Source organism: Novosphingobium sp. (assembly GCF_036820275.1).
Lineage (GTDB): Bacteria > Pseudomonadota > Alphaproteobacteria > Sphingomonadales > Sphingomonadaceae > Novosphingobium.
Genome location: NZ_DAISLT010000001.1, coordinates 162,319 through 181,260, shown reverse-complemented (window position 1 = coordinate 181,260; position 18,942 = coordinate 162,319). Strand labels below are relative to the sequence as shown.

11 protein-coding genes are annotated in these 18,942 nt (G+C 62.6%); 5 read left to right on the top strand and 6 right to left on the bottom strand.

The window, feature by feature from the left end; genetic code table 11:
* Positions 1-114 precede the first annotated feature (114 nt).
* Together V7066_RS00645 and V7066_RS00640 are read right to left on the bottom strand one after the other, a co-directional pair.
* Positions 115-387, bottom strand: a complete 273-nt coding sequence (locus V7066_RS00645; RefSeq protein ID WP_334181316.1) for a hypothetical protein — start codon at positions 385-387, stop codon at positions 115-117.
* Between the two features lie 163 nt (positions 388-550).
* On the bottom strand, positions 551-1,165 hold the full coding sequence (locus V7066_RS00640; protein WP_334181315.1) for a TetR/AcrR family transcriptional regulator: 615 nt from the start codon (positions 1,163-1,165) through the stop codon (positions 551-553).
* 104 nt (positions 1,166-1,269) lie between these two features.
* Between V7066_RS00640 and V7066_RS00635 the strand changes: the two genes are divergently transcribed.
* From V7066_RS00635 to V7066_RS00625, 3 genes are read left to right on the top strand one after another with little or no spacing between them, the layout of a single operon-like run.
* Positions 1,270-2,436, top strand: coding sequence for an efflux RND transporter periplasmic adaptor subunit (locus V7066_RS00635; protein ID WP_334181314.1), 1,167 nt, complete (start codon positions 1,270-1,272; stop codon positions 2,434-2,436).
* A gap of 6 nt (positions 2,437-2,442) precedes the next feature.
* Complete coding sequence (locus tag V7066_RS00630; protein ID WP_334181313.1) at positions 2,443-5,640, top strand: efflux RND transporter permease subunit; 3,198 nt, start codon at positions 2,443-2,445, stop codon at positions 5,638-5,640.
* Positions 5,641-5,642: 2 nt separating this feature from the next.
* Positions 5,643-7,109: an efflux transporter outer membrane subunit gene (locus V7066_RS00625; RefSeq protein ID WP_334181312.1), complete on the top strand. Its 1,467-nt coding sequence runs from the start codon at positions 5,643-5,645 to the stop codon at positions 7,107-7,109.
* A 285-nt stretch (positions 7,110-7,394) separates the two neighbouring features.
* Here the strand turns inward: V7066_RS00625 and V7066_RS00620 are convergent, their stop codons facing one another.
* Complete coding sequence (locus tag V7066_RS00620; protein WP_334181311.1) at positions 7,395-10,157, bottom strand: TonB-dependent receptor; 2,763 nt, start codon at positions 10,155-10,157, stop codon at positions 7,395-7,397.
* A gap of 348 nt (positions 10,158-10,505) precedes the next feature.
* On the opposite strand from V7066_RS00620, the gene V7066_RS00615 reads away from it, so the two are divergent.
* Entirely contained in the window at positions 10,506-11,309 is an 804-nt protein-coding gene (locus V7066_RS00615) for a FadR/GntR family transcriptional regulator (protein WP_334181310.1), read from the top strand.
* Positions 11,310-11,498: 189 nt separating this feature from the next.
* Positions 11,499-12,335, top strand: a complete 837-nt coding sequence (gene kduI / locus V7066_RS00610) for a 5-dehydro-4-deoxy-D-glucuronate isomerase (RefSeq protein WP_334181457.1) — start codon at positions 11,499-11,501, stop codon at positions 12,333-12,335.
* Between the two features lie 34 nt (positions 12,336-12,369).
* Here kduI and V7066_RS00605 read toward each other — a convergent pair whose 3' ends face one another.
* The 3 genes from V7066_RS00605 to V7066_RS00595 form a co-directional block, all read right to left on the bottom strand.
* Complete coding sequence (locus tag V7066_RS00605; RefSeq protein WP_334181309.1) at positions 12,370-14,610, bottom strand: glycoside hydrolase family 88 protein; 2,241 nt, start codon at positions 14,608-14,610, stop codon at positions 12,370-12,372.
* 31 nt (positions 14,611-14,641) lie between these two features.
* On the bottom strand, positions 14,642-17,395 hold the full coding sequence (locus tag V7066_RS00600; protein ID WP_334181308.1) for a TonB-dependent receptor: 2,754 nt from the start codon (positions 17,393-17,395) through the stop codon (positions 14,642-14,644).
* Between the two features lie 175 nt (positions 17,396-17,570).
* Positions 17,571-18,929, bottom strand: a complete 1,359-nt coding sequence (locus tag V7066_RS00595) for an oligogalacturonate lyase family protein (RefSeq protein ID WP_334181307.1) — start codon at positions 18,927-18,929, stop codon at positions 17,571-17,573.
* Positions 18,930-18,942: the final 13 nt, after the last annotated feature.

Genomic DNA, 18,942 nt, shown 5'->3' with positions numbered 1-18,942 from the left:
CCGCCGCATGCAGCATCGCAATGCGGGGCGTCCAAAAAAATGACCGCGTCGGATGGACGCGGTCGATCGTTTTACCGACGTGCGGCGTTCGTCCGGCTTGATGCCCGAAGACGTTCAGTTCGCGCGATGCCGATGCTTGCCGCCGTATTTTCTGCCGCAGAACTGTTCAAGCTCGCGCATCTCCGTTGCTGCGGCAGAGGCCAGCGCACTGGCGCAGGGTAGCTGGCTTTCGGCATCGGCAATGCGTGCCTCGACCTTTTCCCGCAGCTCTTCGATATCGGCGCGGGTCAATACGTTCTTCTCTCGCAAATAGCAGATCAGGCTCTGGAGAAGGATCATGGCCTTCTCGCCCGATTCCACTTCATTCTTCTCGACCATATCGAACATCCTCCGACGCGACTTATTCGTACTACGTCGGAGACAGAATGATACGAAACCGCACAGGTGTCCAGCCTTGGGTAGGGGCTTTGCGTAACAATTGTGCGTGAACCCTCAGGTTTCTGGAAATAAACGCATCGGCGTTAGGCCTGAATGGACAATCCCTTCCAAATCAGGGCGTTAACTCTGCCATCTCTTTCCGGAGAATTGAGATCATGTGGCCCCTGATCGACGCGTGCGTCTTTTCCGGCGACAGTTCCATCATCACCATCATGCCCCATGAAAGTATGAAGATCAGGTCGACGATGATCGAGCGCCGATCGATCGTCGCATCCGGGGACAAGGATTCGAGCGCCGCATCGAGGCGCGAGCGAACCCTCTCGTCGGCTTTCCGGTTGATCTCGGCGATGATCGAATTGCGCCCCACTTCCGCAAGCAGTTCGGCCATCAGGCGACGATCTTCGACCGAGGGTTCTTCTGAACAAATGCGCTCGATCCACGCGCGGATCGCGACGATGTTTTTGGCTGCGACGGCCTTGTCCAGGACATCCTCGGCGAGCCAGGCATTGAGATTGGCTTCGCAGATAGCTGCGATGATGGCTTCCTTGTTCGCGAAATCGCGGTAGATTTGCCCGACCTTGATCCCGGAGGCGAGTGCGATCTGTGCCATGCCCGTGCGATGAAAGCCTTGTTCCACGAACAGCTTCCTGGCGGTGTCCAGCAGATGCTGGCGCCGTACAACGGACCTTGCCGCGCGCGAGCGGTCCATAATCGTTTCGTCTTGCACTGCATCCTCCTTGCCTTGCAATCGTTGCTGCGACGCAATAAACATCGCGCGAATCAATGAGTGAACATTCACTCACGTTTTAACTCTCTTTGCGAGCGTGTTCCATGAAAAAGATCACACCGGCTTTGGCCTTGCTCCTGTCCGCCTGCGGCGGCGGAGGTGAGCAGCAGGCTCCTGCCGGTCCCCCCGAGGTCGGTGTCGTGACCGTGAAGGAGGGGGCCGTAACGCTCAGTTCGGAACTTCCGGGCCGGACCACCGCCTTTGAAACCGCCGATGTCCGTCCCCAGGTGAACGGTCTGATCCTTCAGCGCCTGTTCCAGGAAGGCGACATGGTGCGGGCAGGGCAGCCGCTCTATCGCATCGATCCTTCGCCGTATGAGGCCCAGGTCGCCAGCGCGCGCGCCGCACTCGTTCGTGCGCGTGCCAATATCGCGAACACCGCTGCCCTGGCCCGCCGCTACGGCGAATTGGTGAAGATCAACGCGATCTCGCGCCAGGAAGCGGAAAACGCCGTTGCCAGCGCCGCTCAGGCGAAGGCGGATGTCGCCGCTCAGGAAGCCGCGCTGCGCAGCGCCCAGATCGATCTTGGTCGCACGACCATTCGCGCGCCGATCTCGGGTCGCATCGGCCGTTCGACTTATACGGTCGGCGCGCTGGTCTCGGCTTCGCAGACCGATCCGCTGACCGTGATCCAGCGCCTCGACCCGATCTTCGTCGATATCCAGCAGTCCAGTGCGGACGTGCTGCGCATGCGTCAGGAGCTGCTTTCGGGCGACCTCTCGCGAGACGGCGGCGCGCGCGTACGGCTGAAACTGGAAGACGGCAGCACGTACGGCGAGGAGGGCACGCTGAAGTTCACCGACGTCACGGTCGATCCTTCGACCGGAAGCCAGGTGGTTCGCGTGCAGTTCGGCAATCCGCGCGGCCTGCTGCTGCCGGGCATGTACGTCCGTGCCGACCTTGTCGAAGGTACCAAGAGCAACGGCATTCTGGTCCCGCAATCGGCCGTCAGCCGCGATGAAAAGGGCAATCCGACGACGCTCGTGGTCGGCGCCGGCAGCAAGCTGGAAACGCGCAAGCTCACTGCGCCGCGTACGGTCGGCACCAACTGGCTGGTCACTGCCGGCCTGAAACCGGGCGACAAGATCGTCGTCGACGGTGCGCAGATGCTGCGTCCCGGAATGCCGGTGAAGCCGGTCGCGGCGCAGGCTGCAAAGCCTGCCGCCGGGGCGCCTGCCCAGCAGGGCCAGAACGCCGGACAGGGTCAGTAATCGATCATGGCACGCTATTTCATCGACAGGCCCATCTTCGCATGGGTCATCGCCATCGTGCTGATGATGTTCGGCGCGCTGGCGATCCGCAGTCTGCCGGTATCGCAGTTCCCCGAGATCGCGCCGCCCACCGTGACGATCAGCGCGACCTATCCCGGCGCCGACGCGGAAACTCTGGAACGCACGACCACGCAGATTATCGAGCAGCAGCTCAAGGGCATCGACCACTTGCGCTACTTCTCGGCGCAATCGTCATCCGCCGGTAACGTCAACATCACCCTGACCTTCGAGCAGGGCACCGATCCCGACATCGCGCAGGTCCAGGTCCAGAACAAGCTTCAGGCCGCTACGGCGCTCCTGCCGCAGGAAGTACAGCGCCAGGGTGTTACCGTCGCCAAGTCGGCGGCGAGCTTCCTGCTGGTCGCGGCGATCTATTCGGAGGACGGCAGCCATAACGCCAACGATCTGTCCGACTATATCGTCAGTCAGGTGCAGGACCCGGTCAGCCGCATCAACGGCGTGGGCGAACTCCAGATCTTCGGCACCCAGTACGCCATGCGTATCTGGGTCGATCCGCTGAAACTGCGCAGCTACAACCTGACGATCGCCGACGTGACTGCCGCGGTGCAGGCACAGAACGCGCAAGTCTCGGCGGGCCAGATCGGCCAGCTTCCCGCGTCCAAGGAGCAGGAACTCAACGCGACCGTTTCGGTCCAGTCGCGCCTCCAGACCCCTGAGCAATTCGGCAATATCCGCATGCGCCAGGGCCAGGACGGCTCGGTCGTGCGTCTGCGCGACGTTGCGCGCGTCGAACTCGGCGCGGAAATCTACGGCTTCGATACGCAGTACAACGGCAAGCCCGCGTCGGGCTTCGGCGTCAAGCTCGCCTCCGGCGCCAACGCACTCGACACCGTCGACCTCGTAAAGGCCGAAGTAGAGCGCATCGCCAAGAACTTCCCGCAGGACGTGAAAGTCGCCTATCCTTACGACTCCACGCCCTTCGTCCGTCTCTCGGTCGAGCAGGTGGTCCACACCCTGGTCGAAGCCATCGTGCTCGTCTTCCTCGTCATGTTCCTGTTCCTCCAGAACTGGCGCGCGACCATCATTCCGACGATCGCGGTTCCGGTCGTGCTGCTCGGCACCTTCGGGGTCATGCAGGCGTTCGGCTACTCCATCAACACGCTCACCCTGTTCGGCATGGTGCTGGCGATCGGCCTGCTGGTCGACGACGCCATCGTCGTCGTCGAGAACGTCGAACGTCTGATCCAGACCGAACACCTGAAACCGAAGGAAGCTGCCCGAAAGTCGATGGACGAGATCAGCGGCGCGCTGATCGGCATCGGCATGGTGCTCTCGGCGGTGTTCCTGCCGATGGCCTTCTTCGGCGGTTCCACCGGCGTCATCTATCGCCAGTTCTCGATCACTATCGTTTCGTCGATGGCGCTCTCGGTCATGGTCGCGCTGATCCTGACCCCTGCGCTTTGCGCCACGATCCTCAAGCCGCACGATCCGAGCAAGAACGAAGGCAACGGGCTGCTGGCCCGCTTCTTCCGGTGGTTCAACGAGAAGTTCGACCTCGGAACCGCAAAATACGAGAAGGGCGTCCACAGTTCGGCACGCAACTGGAAGCGTTCGGGCGTCGTCTACCTGCTGATCGTGGGCGCCATGGCGCTGCTCTTCACGCGCCTGCCCAGCGGTTTCCTTCCCGACGAAGACCAGGGCACGATGATCGCGTTGGTCCAGGCTCCTCCGGGCGCCACGCTGCCACGCACGCAGCGCGGTCTGGACGTGGTGCGCGACCACTTCCTGAAGGACGAGAAGGCGAACGTCGCGTCCGTTTTCACGATCAGCGGCTTCTCGTTCAACGGTCAGGGCCAGAACGCGGGCATGGCCTTCGTCAAGCTCAAGGACTGGAAGGACCGCAGCGGAGCGGAAAACCGGGCGCCTGCTCTGGTCGGCCGGGCCATGGCCAAGTTCTCGCAGTATCGCGACTCTACGATCTTCGCGCTGGTTCCGCCGGCGGTGCAGGAACTGGGCAACGCGACAGGCTTCGATCTCTGGCTCGTCGACCAGAACAATATCGGTCATGACAAGCTCATCGCCGCCCGTAACCAGCTTCTGGGCCTTGCCGCCCAGGACAAGCGCGTGGCCCAGGTTCGTCCTGTCAGCCTCGACGATGCGCCGCAGCTCGATGTTCAGATCGATCAGGACAAGGCAGGGGCGCTGGGTCTCGACCTCAGCGCGGTCAACAGCGAAGTCTCGACCGCATGGGGCAGTGCCTATGTGAACGACTTCCTCGATCGCGGACGCACCAAGCGCGTCTATATCCAGGCGGACGAACCTTATCGTTCCTCGCCAGAGGCGATCGGCAACTTCTACGTCCGCGGGAGCGGCGGGCAGATGGCGCCCTTCAGCGCCTTCTCGACCCTTTCGTGGAAGCTGGCACCGGTCATCCTGACCCGCTACAACGGCCGTCCCGCCGTCCAGCTTCAGGGTGCGCCGGGCGCGGGCGTCAGCACCGGCGCGGCAATGGAAGCCATTACCGAGATGCAGCAGAAGCTGCCGCCCGGTACGGCGCTGGAATGGACGGGCCTGTCCTATGAAGAGCGTCTCTCCGGCGGTCAGGCGCCTGCGCTCTACGCCCTCTCGCTGTTCGTGGTGTTCCTCTGCCTGGCAGCACTCTACGAAAGCTGGTCGGTGCCGATCGCCGTCATCCTGGTGGTGCCGCTCGGCGTCATCGGTGCCGTCCTCGCTGCCAAGCTCACCGGTCTCAACAACGACATCTACCTCCAGGTGGGCCTGATCACGACGATCGGCGTCTCGGCCAAGAACGCGATCCTGATCGTCGAATTCGCCGAGGAGCGCGTCCAGTCCGGCATGAATGCCTTCAGCGCGGCGATCGAGGCGGCAAGGCTGCGCCTTCGTCCGATCCTCATGACCTCGCTGGCCTTCGTGTTCGGCGTGCTGCCGCTGGCCATCTCGACCGGCGCGGGTGCAGGCGGACAGAACGCCATCGGCCGTGCGGTCGTGGGCGGCATGCTCTCGGCCACGATCTTCGCGATCTTCCTGGTCCCGATGTTCTTCGTCGTCGTCAGCCGTCTGTTCAAGCACGGCCAGACCGACCGGCATGAAGAACAGGAAGTCCATGTCGAGACCGAAGCCGGTCCTCGCTCCTCCGACGGCACCGAGCCGCAGGGAATCTGAACATGAAAAAATCCCTTATCGCCCTGATTACCGGCACGACGATGCTGGCCGGGTGCAACTTCGCGCCGCGCTATGAGCGGCCCGTGGGCGCCGTTCCCGTGACCCTGCCGCAAGGCGGGGTCTATCCGGCGGCTGCAAGCGATGCCGTCGACGTCAGCCGTATCGGCTGGCGCGACTTCTTCCTCGATCCGCGTCTGCGGCAGGTGATCGAGACCGGCCTTGCCAACAACCGCGACCTTCGGGTCGCGGCGGCCAACGTGCTCCAGGCGCGCTCTCAGTTGAAAGTGCAGCGTTCGCAGCTGTTCCCGACGGTGAACGCCGGCGGAACCGCGACGTACACCAACAACATCATGGGGGCCGCCGGCGGGGCAGGGGCCGGGGCTGGAAGCACCTCCTCGGATATCGAGATCTATCAGGCGACCGCGGGAATCTCCGCATTCGAACTCGACCTGTTCGGCCGCATCCGCAACCTGACGCGGGCCGCGCAGGAACAGGTCTTCGCCAGCGAGGAAGCGCAGCGCTCGACCCGTATCAGCCTGATCGCGGAAATTGCCACGGCATGGCTGACCCTGGCTTCGGACAATGAGCAATTGCGCCTCTCGCGTGAAACGCTCAAGACCTTCGAAGACACGCTGCGCCTGACCAGGGAGCAGTTCCGCATCGGCGTGGGCTCCGAACTGGAAGTGCGCCAGGCCGATACCAATTACCAGAACGCGGTGAACGATATCGCGACACTGGAGGCCAGCGTCGCGCTCGACCAGAATGCGCTGAACTTGCTCGTCGGCACGACGGTGCCCCAGGATCAGTTGCCTGGCGGTCTGGCAGCCGAACCCATGACGCGCGATGCGTTGCCGTCGGACGTTTCTTCCGACGTGCTGCTGCGTCGTCCGGACGTGCTGCGCGCCGAGCACCTGCTCATCGCCGAGAATGCCAATATCGGTGCAGCACGTGCGGCCTTCTTCCCGACGATTTCGCTGACGGGCACGGTAGGGACACTGAGCACGGCTCTGTCCGGGCTCTTCAAGTCCGGCTCCTATACCTATACGGCATCGCCGGGTCTCTCGCTTCCCCTGTTCGACGGCGGGCAGCGTTCGGGTAATCTGGCTTATGCGAAGGCTTCGCAACAGGCCGCCGTGGCGACTTATGAAAAGGCGATCCAGACCGCATTCCGTGAAGTTGCCGATGCTCTGGCGCAGCGCGGCAAGATCGGGGAACGCATCGCCGCCCAGTCCAATCGCGCGGAGTCCGCAAGGGTTGCCGCCCGGTTGTCGGATGCCCGGTTCAAGGCAGGGGTGGATTCGTTCCTGACTTCGCTTGATGCGCAGCGCACGGCCTATGCCGCCGAGCAGCAATTCGTCACCACGCGTCTGGCTCAGGCCAGCAATCTCGTGGAACTTTACCGCTCGTTGGGAGGCGGTCTGGCTGACGAGCAGACGGTTGCAACCACAGGAACGCTTCCGGCGAATTGATCTTCAGGGGGAGCCTCGGTGCAGGATTGCGCATCGGCTCCCCTTGTTTGGACGTCGTTGAATGATGCTCCGCGGTGCAGCAGGGGGGCAAGGGTGCGGGCGTAAGAGCCACCGACCTGACGGGGCAGTTGCGAGACGGGGCATTTCAGCCCTGCGCTTGCAGCTCACTCACATCGATAATATATCTTATGTTAAATAAATGAGCGACAAAGAACCCGTCCGGAACAATTGCCGGACGGGTCAGTGATTGCAGACGCGGAAGGTTGATCTGCGTCTGCAAGGCCGTCAGAAGCGGAAGCGAGTACCCAGTCCGAAATAGCGGCCCTCGTAGCGGATATCTCGTGGGTAGGTCTGCGTCTGGTTGAAGTAGCGATAATTGTTAAAGGGCTTGCCCAGGATATTGCTGACGTCGGCCGTGATCGTGATCGCCGGGATCACCGTGTAGGACAGCGAATAGTCCAGTCGGGCGATCGCCTTGGTGCCCTCGCCTACGTAGAGATTGCCGTTGGCATCGGGTGAATAGAAGTTGGTGAACTTCGAGCGGTAGTTGTACGACAGCCGGGTCGATAGTTTGCCGCGCTCGTAGAACAGCACGGCGTTGTAGCTCCAGTGCGAAACGCCGGGGATCGAAACCATCTTGGTGGCCTGTCCGAGGGCATTGGGAAGCTGGTTCTTGCCATCGAGGTAAGTGAGGTTGCCCTGCACGCCGAAGCCGGAGAGCATACCGGGCAGGAAATCGAAGAAGCTGTGGAATCCGGCCTCGACCCCCTTGATGCGTCCCGAACCCGCGTTTTCAGGACGGACTACCTGGATCAGACCATAGATCGGGTCCTGCACGTCACGGGTATAATCGCTGATGAAGCCGTCGAGATCGCGGTAGAAAAGCGAGATGCCTGCTGCCGCACGCGGCGAGAAGTAGTATTCGAGCGTGGCGTCGTAATTGCGCGAGGTCAGCGGCGCAAGGTCGCGGTTGCCGGCGCGGCCGAAGGCGTCGTAGCGCCCCGGCGAACCGCCGGTGTTCTGTGCGCGGGTGATGTTTACGGCCGGGTTCAGTTGTCCAAACGTCGGGCGAGTGCGCGTCTTGGTGTAGGCCAGACGCACCTGGAACTTGTCGGTGAAGCGAATGCGCGTGCTGAAGTTGGGCAGCACATCGACGTAGTTCTGCCGCGTCTCCTCGGGGGTCGCTACACCGTCGACCAGAGACGTCCCGGAGTAGACCCCGTCGGTATTGACGATGCGTACGCCGACGAGGCCGCCGATCTCGACGCCGCCGATGTCAAAGGCGTACTTGCCCTGGGCGTAGGCGGCATACGTCTTCTCGCTGGCATCCCATGAGGCCAATGGGTCGAGCGGCACCTCGGCGCTGGACCAGCGTTCGATGTTGTCGCGAATGCCGGCATCGTCCGGGTACATCTGTGCCAGCTGCTGCAATCCGGCGAGCGAGATCGCGCGCAACCCGTCGATGTTGCCGCGCACGCCCGAGCGGCTCGGTGCGAGCCACTGGGTGAAGCCCTGCACACCGCCTCGGAAGGTATTGTCGATCAACGACATCTCGCCGAGGCCCAGATCCGTCATCGGGATGCCGAGATCCATCAGGTAGGCATAGCGCGAGCCCGAGCGAACCGAGGATTTGCGGGTGGTTACGCGGCTGCCTACCTGTAGCAGGGGCAGGAAGGGAATGTCGGTTTCCAGCGAGACATCGCCGCGCCACTGGATGCCGTTGCCCTTGCCGATGTAAGTCCGGTCGAAGAAGCCGCGGAACTGGTAGTGACTGGGATCGGTCGCGTCGAAACCGGGCAGCGAGAAGGCCGCAGAGCCCTTTTCATCGAAAGCGGCATCCACGGTCGGCGCAGAAGTCAGCGCGGAATCGAGACTCCATTCGGTCTGCTTGAAAGTGCTGTCGGTATAGGCGAAATCGGTGGAGATCGTGGCCTTGCCGGTCGTCCAGATCGCGCCGATCGCGCCCTGATAGGTATTGGTGTCACCGTTGACGGTAGAACGGTAGATGTCGGGACGCCAGCCACCGGTCTTGGTCAGGCTGAGAACCTTGTTCGGTTCGTCGGGATCAAGAACGACGTTGCTCAGCTGGGCACCGGCAAACCGCAGCGACGTGGCGAAGAAGTCGTTCGCGTCGCGCCCTCTATAGGCCTGCCAAAGACCGTCCACATAGATTTCGAGGTTGGGTGCGGGCTTCCATTGGAGCGAGGCGTTGATCGAAGGACGCTTGCGGATGCCGCTGTTGTAGAACACGCCCACGGCTTCCGGGAAAACGAAGTCGCGGCCGACCGATTCCGGCTCCACCGTGTTGGCTGCGTCCGGCGCCAGCACGTCGGCGCTGTTCCAGCGCGCGGCATTGCGGAACTGCTGCTGCGTGTATGCGAAGTTGATGAGCGCGCCGATCTCGCCGATGCCGGTCTGCCAGCGGTCGGTGATCTGGAGGTTCGCGTTGGCCGGGTCGTATTTCTTCGACTGGTCGTTGTAGGTGCCGCGAACGGCACCGGCGATTTCGAAGCCCTTGAAATCGAATGGACGCCAGGTGCGCACGTTGATGAGACCGGCGAGTCCCGGCTCGATAAGATCCGCCGTGCCGGACTTGTAGACCTCCAGCGCGCGGAGGGCGCCCGGAGGGAAGTCCCAGAGCGCGACCCCGCGCGATTCCGCCGTGAAGATGTCGCGTCCGTTGAAGGTCGTGGTTAGGTCGGGCAGGCCGCGAACGAGCACCTGGTTGGCTTCGTCCCCGGAACGGCTGACCTGGATGCCCGACACGCGCGCCAGCGATTCCGCCGCGTTGTTATCCGGCAGCTTGCCGATGTCCTCTGCCACCACGGCATCGACGATAGCGTCGGAATCGCGCTTGATCTGGGCGGCATTGAAGAGGCTGGCCCGGAAACCGGTGACGATAATGTCTTCCGCCGATGGCTGGCCGGCAGATGTGTCGGTTGCCGTCGTTTCGGTGGCATCGTCCGTTTTTGCGACAATGTCTTGCGCCCACGCAGGCGATGCGAACGCGGCACACGCGCACGACAAGTACAGTCTGACTTTAAGCATTAGCCCCTCCCCCAACAGATCCCAAAGCAGATCGGGCTATCTTCATAAGCCACGAATCTACGGTGATTATTTGTTCGTATCGCTTGGGCTTATCGTTCTCATATCGAGTCTGCAACCGAAAATTAGTCTGAGTAAATGGGCGGAGGTATAATGTTACGCAAGGTGGATCTCAGGGGACATCCAGGGTGGCGGCGCGATCGGGAGTTGCGCCGTCTGCGGCCACATCAGCGCGGCAAGCCGCCGCCCTTCCCGCGATGACGATCATGCGAGTGCCTGCCGAATGCCTGTATCGGGTCGAGCTTCGAGCAAAACTTGAAATTGATAATACAAGCTCGAAATCTATGCTGTATGAAGGCTTTCGAATGCGGTAGTCTTCCGTGGGCATTCCTGCCTTTGGATCGAAGCAAGAGGCAGTCGATGGTTAAAGCCGTTTCGCTCGCTGACGAACTTTATGCGAAGTTGAAAAGCGGCATTATGTCGGGCGAATTGGCGCCCGGTTCGAAATTGCCTTCGCAGAAAGAAATCGCAGAAACCGAGGAAGTGAGTCGCACGGTCGTGCGGGAAGCCGTCGCCCGGCTCGAAGCGCAAGGTTACGCGCAGGCACGCCAGGGGTCCGGGGTCTACGTGTCCGAAAGCGCACGCTACCGCGCGTTCCAGGTGACGCGCGAAGAATTGTCCGAACTGTCGGACATCATAAAACTTCTGGAAATGCGCCTTGCGATCGAGACCGAAATGGCCGGCCTCGCGGCGGCCCGGCGCGATCAGAACGACATCGTCGCTCTGCGCACCGCCCTCAAGCGCATGCGCGAAGTCGCGGACGATCCCGCCGCATCGGCGCTTGCCGACACGCAGTTCCATATGGCGATCGCGCGTGCCACGAAAAACGACTACTTCGTACGGTTCATCGACTTTCTGGGGGTTCGCCTTGTCCCTCCGAGGAATCTCTATCTTCGGGACCGCCCCTCCGCCGCGCATCAGGACTATGCCGACAAAGTCCGCGACGAACACGACGCCGTGCTAAACGCTATCGTCCGCATGGATATCGAGCGCGCGCGAGAAGCGGCGCGCCGACACATGCAGGAAAGCCTCATGCGGCATTCCGAGCTAAGCGATGCGATTGCCGACAGCGAGCTGGATGCTGTCGAAGATTGACACCCTTTCAAACCTGTATGATAACTCTCGCGAGAAACGGCTTTTGAGCGAGAGGCTCCCATGATCTGACAGAACGCCGCCGAAATGGCGAGGAAGGCCGAATTCTCCGGTTTCGGCGATGTATCGTGGTGCCGCGATTACGGCGCGCGCTTGCACACTCATGGGAAAGACGGTCCGTTGTCCGACAAGATGTTCGAAAAAACCTACCATGCGGTTCATCCGGACATGATGGCCGGAGCAAGCCAGCAGGACTTGCGCGATCGGCACCTCGTTTCAAACTTGTTCCGGCGCGGTGAGATCGTCCTTAACTATGCGCATGGGGAAAGGTTCATCATCGGCGGCGCGGTTCCGGCGGAAACGCCCCTCGCCCTGCCCGTGCAGTCCGAACCGGACAGCCTCGCCGGCCATCCGCTGCTGGAACGGAGGGAAATGGGCGTGGTCAATATCGGCCATGGCGACGGGACCGTCATCGTCGACGGGGCGGCGATAAACCTGTCCCGCCATGAGGCTCTCTACATTCCCATGGGATCGGGCGAGGTTCTGTTCGCCGGGGAAGGCGCGCGCTTCTACCTTCTGAGCGTGCCCGCCCATGTCGCCTTCCCGCTGCGCCGCCTGACGCTCAACGATGCCTGTTCGATGGAGCGCGGCAGTGCCGGGAACGCCAACGAACGCTCGATCCACCAGTTGATCCTGCCGCACACCTGCCAGAGCGCGTCGCTATGCCTCGGCCTGACGCGCCTCAAGCCGGGCAGCGTCTGGAACACGATGCCGCCCCACGTCCATGAACGCCGCTCCGAAATCTATCTCTATTTCGACCTGGAGGAAGAGGACCGGGTATTCCATTTCATGGGCAAGCCGGATGACTTGCGGCATATCGTCATGAGAAACGAGGAAGTCGTCATATCGCCGCCCTGGTCCGTGCACATGGGCGCGGGGACCGGCAACTACAGCTTCATCTGGGCCATGGCGGGTGAGAACCTCGACTACGCGGACATGAACGTACTCGATATCTGCCAATTGCAATAAACGGTTGCGGGGAGGAGATCCCTCCCCGCTGTCGCTAAAAGGCAAAAGTCTCGCCCGCTACAAGCCTTTCCCAGGCCGCGCGATCGGGCACGTCGCCGCCCCGGTCCCATGCCGATCCCATGTAGTAGGTAAAGGGCTGGCCGGGCTGGACTTTCACGAGCACGATGTAATCTTCGGCATCTTCCGTGAAGCCTATGAGCATCTTCGGATCGACCGCGATCGCAAAGCCCAGCGTACCGTGCTCCGCGCTTTCCGGAGACCAGTAGGTCATGCGTCCGCCGGCCTGATCCCGCGCGATGAAACCCTTGCCGTTCTCGTTGCTCTTCTTGGCGATGCCGATGCCGACGACCAGCGGCTCCTTGCTGTCCGATTGCAAGGTCGAGCGCATGCGCGTGAAGTGCGAGCCCAGCGGCAGCGAGAATTCCCGCGTTTCCCAGACCTTGCGCACGACATCGACCGGCCACGGCTTGTAGGTGACGGAGAAGCGCGCAAGCTTCCCGCCCGTTTCCTCGATCTTGTAGGTCGCGAAGTTGCGGCTCGTCCAGAGCTTGTTGTCATACCAGATGCCGAGCCCCCCGCTGCCACGCGAGCGCCCGACATCGTAGTAGTCCAGCCCCTCGCCGCGATCCATGTGATAGTTCGGAAACTTCAGCTGACGATCCATGAACGGCCAGCGCACGCGCTTCGCCCAGGTGTCTATACCCGAACCGGACGGTGCCTCCTTGACCTCCAGAGCCGGACCGTAGATGCGGTGCGCGACGAGATCGTTCTCCCAGAGCAGATCGTCAAGCCGATCCGGCGCGAAGCGGGCAACGGCGCGGGGCGTGCGCTCGGATGCGGGCGGCGGCGCCAGCGGTTCCACGGTGGAGGGACGGCCCGTCAGGACCGGATCGTAAGCCAGCGCCGCCGTGGCCTTCATCTCCGCCTCGCGCCGGGCGAGTTCCTCAGGTCCGCGCACGGTTTTCGGTGCAGGCGGCGACGGGGTGGTCGCTGCGACGACTTCGGGACTGTCCTGTATCGGCTCCCCATGAGGAAGAGCCTGCCCCGGTCCCGAGAGGTCGGCAATTTCCAGCGCAGCGAGGATGTAGGCGCCGTTGGCATAAGGTCCGGTATCCTCAGCGGCCGTATGTACGGGCTGGTCGCCGGTCTTCTGGGCGGCGCCGAGCTGCCCATTGGGAAGGACTTGCCGGTTCAGCGCCGCCCAGCCCTTGAGGACATACGGGAGATAGGTCGCCCGATCGAGCACGCCGTGGTTGATACCCCATGCCAGTCCATAGACGAAGAAAGCCGAGCCCGAAGTCTCCGGTTCCGGATAGGCCTCCGGAGCCAGCAGGCTCGTGCTCCAGAGGCCGTTCGGTCGCTGGAGTTCGGCAATGCGCCCGGCCAACGTCCGGAACAGGTCGAGGTAGTAGGCACGCCCTTGCTGGTCCGCTGGCATGGCCTCTAGCCAGCGCGCAAGACCGCCGAGGACCCAGCCGTTGCCTCTCGCCCAGTAGATCGGCTTGGCATTCGCCTCGGTGCGGCCGACGAACCGCTCATCGCGCAGGAACAGCCGGTCCTGCGGCACCCAGAGACGCTGGGCGGTGCGCCGCCATTCCTTGTCGGCGGCAAGAAGGTATTTCGGCTCGCCGGTGATCGCCGACATGCGGGCCAGCACCGGAGGCGCCATGAACAGGGCGTCGCACCACCACCAGACCAGCGCTTTCGTGTCCTCCTTGCGGGCCAGATGCGGAACCTGCCAGTCGAGCCGCTGCTGCAAAGGCATCAGCACGCCTTCCTGGCGCCGCCGCGCGTAGAGTTCCTGGTAGAGATCGCCCACCGCGATATCGTCGGCATTGAGCATGGTCACGCCCGAGCGGGCACCGCGCAGGGCGTAGTGATAGTGCTCGGCGACCGTCGTGAGGAACCGCAGAGTTTCCGGTCGTTCGGAGACCCGTGCGAGCCGCGCCGCGCCGACGTAGTAGACGGCCGAGACCCAGTTCGGCGCCATCGCATCGAGAGCGCCGCCGGTCGAAAGCGGTATGGGCCGCGCCGCCATGTCCGCCATCTGCGCCGCATTCACATATTCCGCAGCCGCCAGCGCCTCAGCCCGCGTGGGCAGACGCTGGCCTTCGGTGTCGAGGCGGGGGCGCGGCGGAAGACGCAGCCATTCCGGCGCCACACCGGCGACCGGAACCGCCTGTTCCTGCGCAAACGACGCGGGCGGCGTCATCAAGGTTCCTGCGAGCAGCAGCGATCCCGCGATCCGATGGCCGTAGCTGCGCTTCACTTTCACACCCACTCTCCTTGCATAGCCTTTTTCTCGATCAGAATGTCGCACGTACGCCGAACAGGAACTCGCGACCGAAATGCCGGTAGTTGGAGACGCGGTCGGTCGCATCGACATAGCGGTCGTTATACTCGTCGGTCAGGTTCACGGCCTCTACCGAGAGCTTGATATTGTCGTTCAGTTCATAGGAGATCGAGGCGTCGATGTTCAGGGTGCTGTTGACGCCTTCCTCGGTATTGTTGTTGCCGCCTGGGAAGGACAACAGATAGCTGTCGCGATAGGCTGCCGAGGCACGGGCGCTGAAGCGCTTGGTCTCGTAATAGAGCGTCGCGTTGTACATGAACTTGGATTGCCCGGTCAGGCGGTTCTTGCCGTAGTCGCCGTAATCGACTTTGGAATCGACGAAAGTGACGTTGCCGATGAAACCGAAATTCCTGAGCGGTCCCGGCAGGAACGAGAACGGCTGCTGATACTGGACTTCCAGTCCCTTCAGCGTGCCGCCCTTCCCGTTGATCTTTCGGGTGACTTCGAAGTCCTCGTCGGGAGAGGCGGGCGTGCCGATCAGCAGGCTGTCCGGCAGTCCCAGGCTGGCCCAGGGCACGACGTCGGTGACGGTGGTGATGAAGGAGTCGATCTTCTTGTAGAACACGGCCGCCGCCAGCAGGGATTCCTTGGCGAAGTACCATTCGACCGAGGCATCGTAGTTCGTCGCCCGGAACGGATCGAGCAGCGGATTGCCGTAGGATACGCGGCGCGTCGGCGTCGACAGGCTGCCGCCGGGTGTGAGGTCTCCCAGCGCCGGGCGCGACATGACTTTCGCCGCACCGAGGCGCAGGACCAGATCGCCGCCCGGCTCGATCGCGAGGTTGAACGAGGGCAGCCAGTCGTTGTAGCCGTTCTTCACGGTCACATAGTCGGTGTTGAGATAGCCGGACGAGGTCGTGCCGGTATGGGCATAGCGCAGGCCGACATTGCCGCGCACCGTGACCCCGGAAATGTCAGTATCGAAGTCTGCCTGCACGAAGGCGCCGGTATCGCGTTCCTTGACTTCGCGCACACCGTTGTAGGTGGGCACCAGCGGATCGTCGTAGATGCTGAGGAATGCGCTGATCTTGTCGATATCCGGCGTGATGTAGTTAAGGTCCGTCCCGCCCGGAATGGCCAGCCCACCGGCGATGGTCTCGATCTTGCCGAGATTGGTGACGTCCGTGGCGCGGTCGCTGCCGGAGAGAACCGAGACGGCTTGCTGGAAGCCATACGTGTCGAAACCGTAAGTGCGGTACTCGCCGCCCGCCTTGATGGTGATCGCATCGGTCAGGTCGTATTCGAGAGCGCCGGCCCCGGTCTTCAGGCGGTAGTCCGCGCCGCCGGTGCTCCTGCGCCATTCGGTGAGTGTGAAGTTGCGGCCGTCGGTAACGTCGAAGCCATAGGAAATCTGCGGCAGGCGATCGTTGCCGCGGAAGTCGTAAGTGTAGCCGTCGCGGTTCGTGGCATCGAACATGTAGGACACCGAGAGCGGCGTCCGCGCCTTGGAGTGCGAGGTTCCCAGCTTGATCCGCCCGCGGAAACGATCGGTGAAGGCATGGCGGGCATTGAACGAAAGCTGGGTGAAGGTGCTCTCGTCGCGCGAGAAGCCGTTCTCGGAGCGGATGTCGACGTCATCGAAGACACCATAGGATATCGTGTTCTTCGTCGGATCGATCTCGTAGTCGCGCACGACCGTCTCGCGCACGCCGCCCGCGGCGCGGCTGAAGCTGATCGCCTCGATATTGGGGCTCTCCGCTTCCTGGTTGAAGCGAGAGAGCAGGCCGTCGAGCGTGATCTCGGTATCGTCCGAAGGCTTCCATTGCAGCGAGGCGGTGATGCCCAGGCGATCTTCCGAGAACTGCCCGATCGTGTAGCGGGGGATGCGCGGATAATAGGCCGAGAGCAACTCGCTGCGCTGCTCGGGCGTGGTGCAGGTCACGCAGCCTGCAAAGTTGTTGCCCGCGCCATAGGCCATGGACGGATCACCGCTCTGCCAGCGGGTGGTATTGAAGCTCTCGCTGGTCGGCTTGCGCTCGCTGTAGGCCACCGAGACGAGCGCCCCGAAGGTCTCGTCGGCATTGGCCCAACTGAGCAGGCCAGCAATTCTCGGCAGAAGTTTTTCGGACAGGTCGTTGTAGGATCCCTGCGCAGAGAGGGCGCCATGCAGCCCCGCGCCGAAATCGAGACCGCGTCCGGTCTGGAGGTCGACCGTGGCGCCCAGCGAGCCTTCCTCGATCTCGGCCGACTGGGTCTTGCGCACGGTGATCGAGTTGAACAGTTCCGATGCGAAGATCGAGAAATCGAAGCCGCGGCTTCGGTTGCTGCCATAGGCCGCCTGAGCCTCCAGTCCGTTGATGCGGACCCGGGTGAAGTCGGCATTGAGGCCGCGCACGCTGATCGTGCGCCCCTGCCCGCCGTCGCGCTCGATAGTGACGCCGGGCAGGCGCTGGATCGATTCCGCCAGGTTGAGATCGGGGAAATCGGCCATGTCCTCGGCAAGGATCGTATCGACCGCACCGGCTTCACCGCGCTTGATGGTCAGGGCCTTGTCCAGGCTGGTACGAAAGCCAGTGACGATGATCTCCGGTGCGGAGACGCCGCCCACCGTGTCGCCCGAGGGCGCGGAGGCCTGCTCGGATGGTGTCGTTTCCGGTTGCGGATCGACCGACTGGGCCGATGCCGGCGCAGCGGATAGTCCCAGAATGACAGCCAGCGCCGATGTTCCGAGTGCCAGTCTATCCCTTGCTCCGAAGCCCTTTTCCATGGCCTTGCCTCTCCGTTTTGCCCGGCTGCTGTTTTGCTACCGGTGTCAATGAGAAAGATGTATGATAACTTCGAGGGAGTCGCAACAGCTATGTTGCAGCCTACGTTCGTTATTTCCAGAAGCAGGAAGAAGTACGCACGGACAAGAAACATCGTTTCATACTACAGATCCGCTCTCATGACTTGCTAGCGAGATCCACGGCATAGACATGGTTTCGGCCATGCATGTTGGAGCAGAACACGATCCACCGCCCATCGGGCGTGAAGGTCACGTTGGGTTCGAGCCGGTAGTCGTGCGCGGACATGTTTACGAGCCGGGTCGAGCGCATGACCTGTGTCGAGACCAGTCCGGCCTGATCGCTTTCAGGGTCCGCATCGGGCACCTCTTCCGGGCGCAGGAGCACCAGCCACTTGCCGTCCGAGGCATGGGCGACCATGTCCGCATCACCGCCGTCACCTGCAAACAACCTGCCGTCCGGCGAGCGGTTGAAGTGAACCGACCAGTCATTGCGATCCACGCGCCGCCAGATGCGGGCACCCGTATCGAGATTGACCGAGGCGACCCAGAACACTTGCCCGCGCGGGGTCTGGAGATCGTAGTAGACCTCGCGGCCGTCTGCCCCGAACCATTCATGGCCGAATATCTCGAAGTTCATCGTGCGCTGGTGGAGCTTGCGCAAATCGCTGCCGTCAGTGCGCATGGTCCACATGCGATCGACCCGGTGCCACGGCCCTTCATGGCAGAAGATGATGCGCTGCGGGTCGGTCGGCGAAAACTGCGTGTGTCCGATCCACTCGTTGGTCTTGTGGACCGTCCGGCGCTGGCCGCTGCGCAGATCCAGCGTGAAGATCTCCATCGGGTAGCGCGCGGCCCAGCGTTCGAGCATCCGCACGCCTTTGGCCCGCGCAAAGTTCAGCGGCTTACCGTCAGGTCCCTTGGCGGAATATTCCGCTTGGTCGAAACGCCGGTTGCGAGGGTCCGCCACATCGGGCTGAAGCGGCTTGGACCCATAGGCGACGAACCCCAGCATCAAGCTGTCGTCGGCATTGGCCGCATTGATCTGGCCATTGGGAATCCGGCCGATCCGACGTTTCCTGCCGCTATCGATATCCAGGGAAAAGATCGTGCGCGGGCGGTCCATCGGCTGCTCCTCACCGGGATCGCTGATGCTGTAGAACACGTGCCGGGAACGCCGGGCCGTGAACAGCAGGTCCGCCTTCGGGTCGTTCACCAGCGTGCGGAGCGCATGGCTTTTCAGGTCCACGGCGACGATGCCGGAGGGCGTCGACATGACCATCAGGTCACCTTCAGGCGTGAAACTGTTCTTGTAGAAATAGAGCTTGCCCCCGCCTTCGTCAGGACTGAGGCGAACCACGCGATAGCCGGTCGCAGAATCCGTCCATGCCTTCGGTGGCGGGCCTGACGGGCGGTCCTGCGCGGGCGCCACGGCGGCACGGGCGAAGGCCGCACCGCCCAGCGATCCTGCCGCCAGCGCTTTGAGTAGTCCGCGGCGGTTCTGCTGTTCCCAGATCATCCTTCATCTCCAC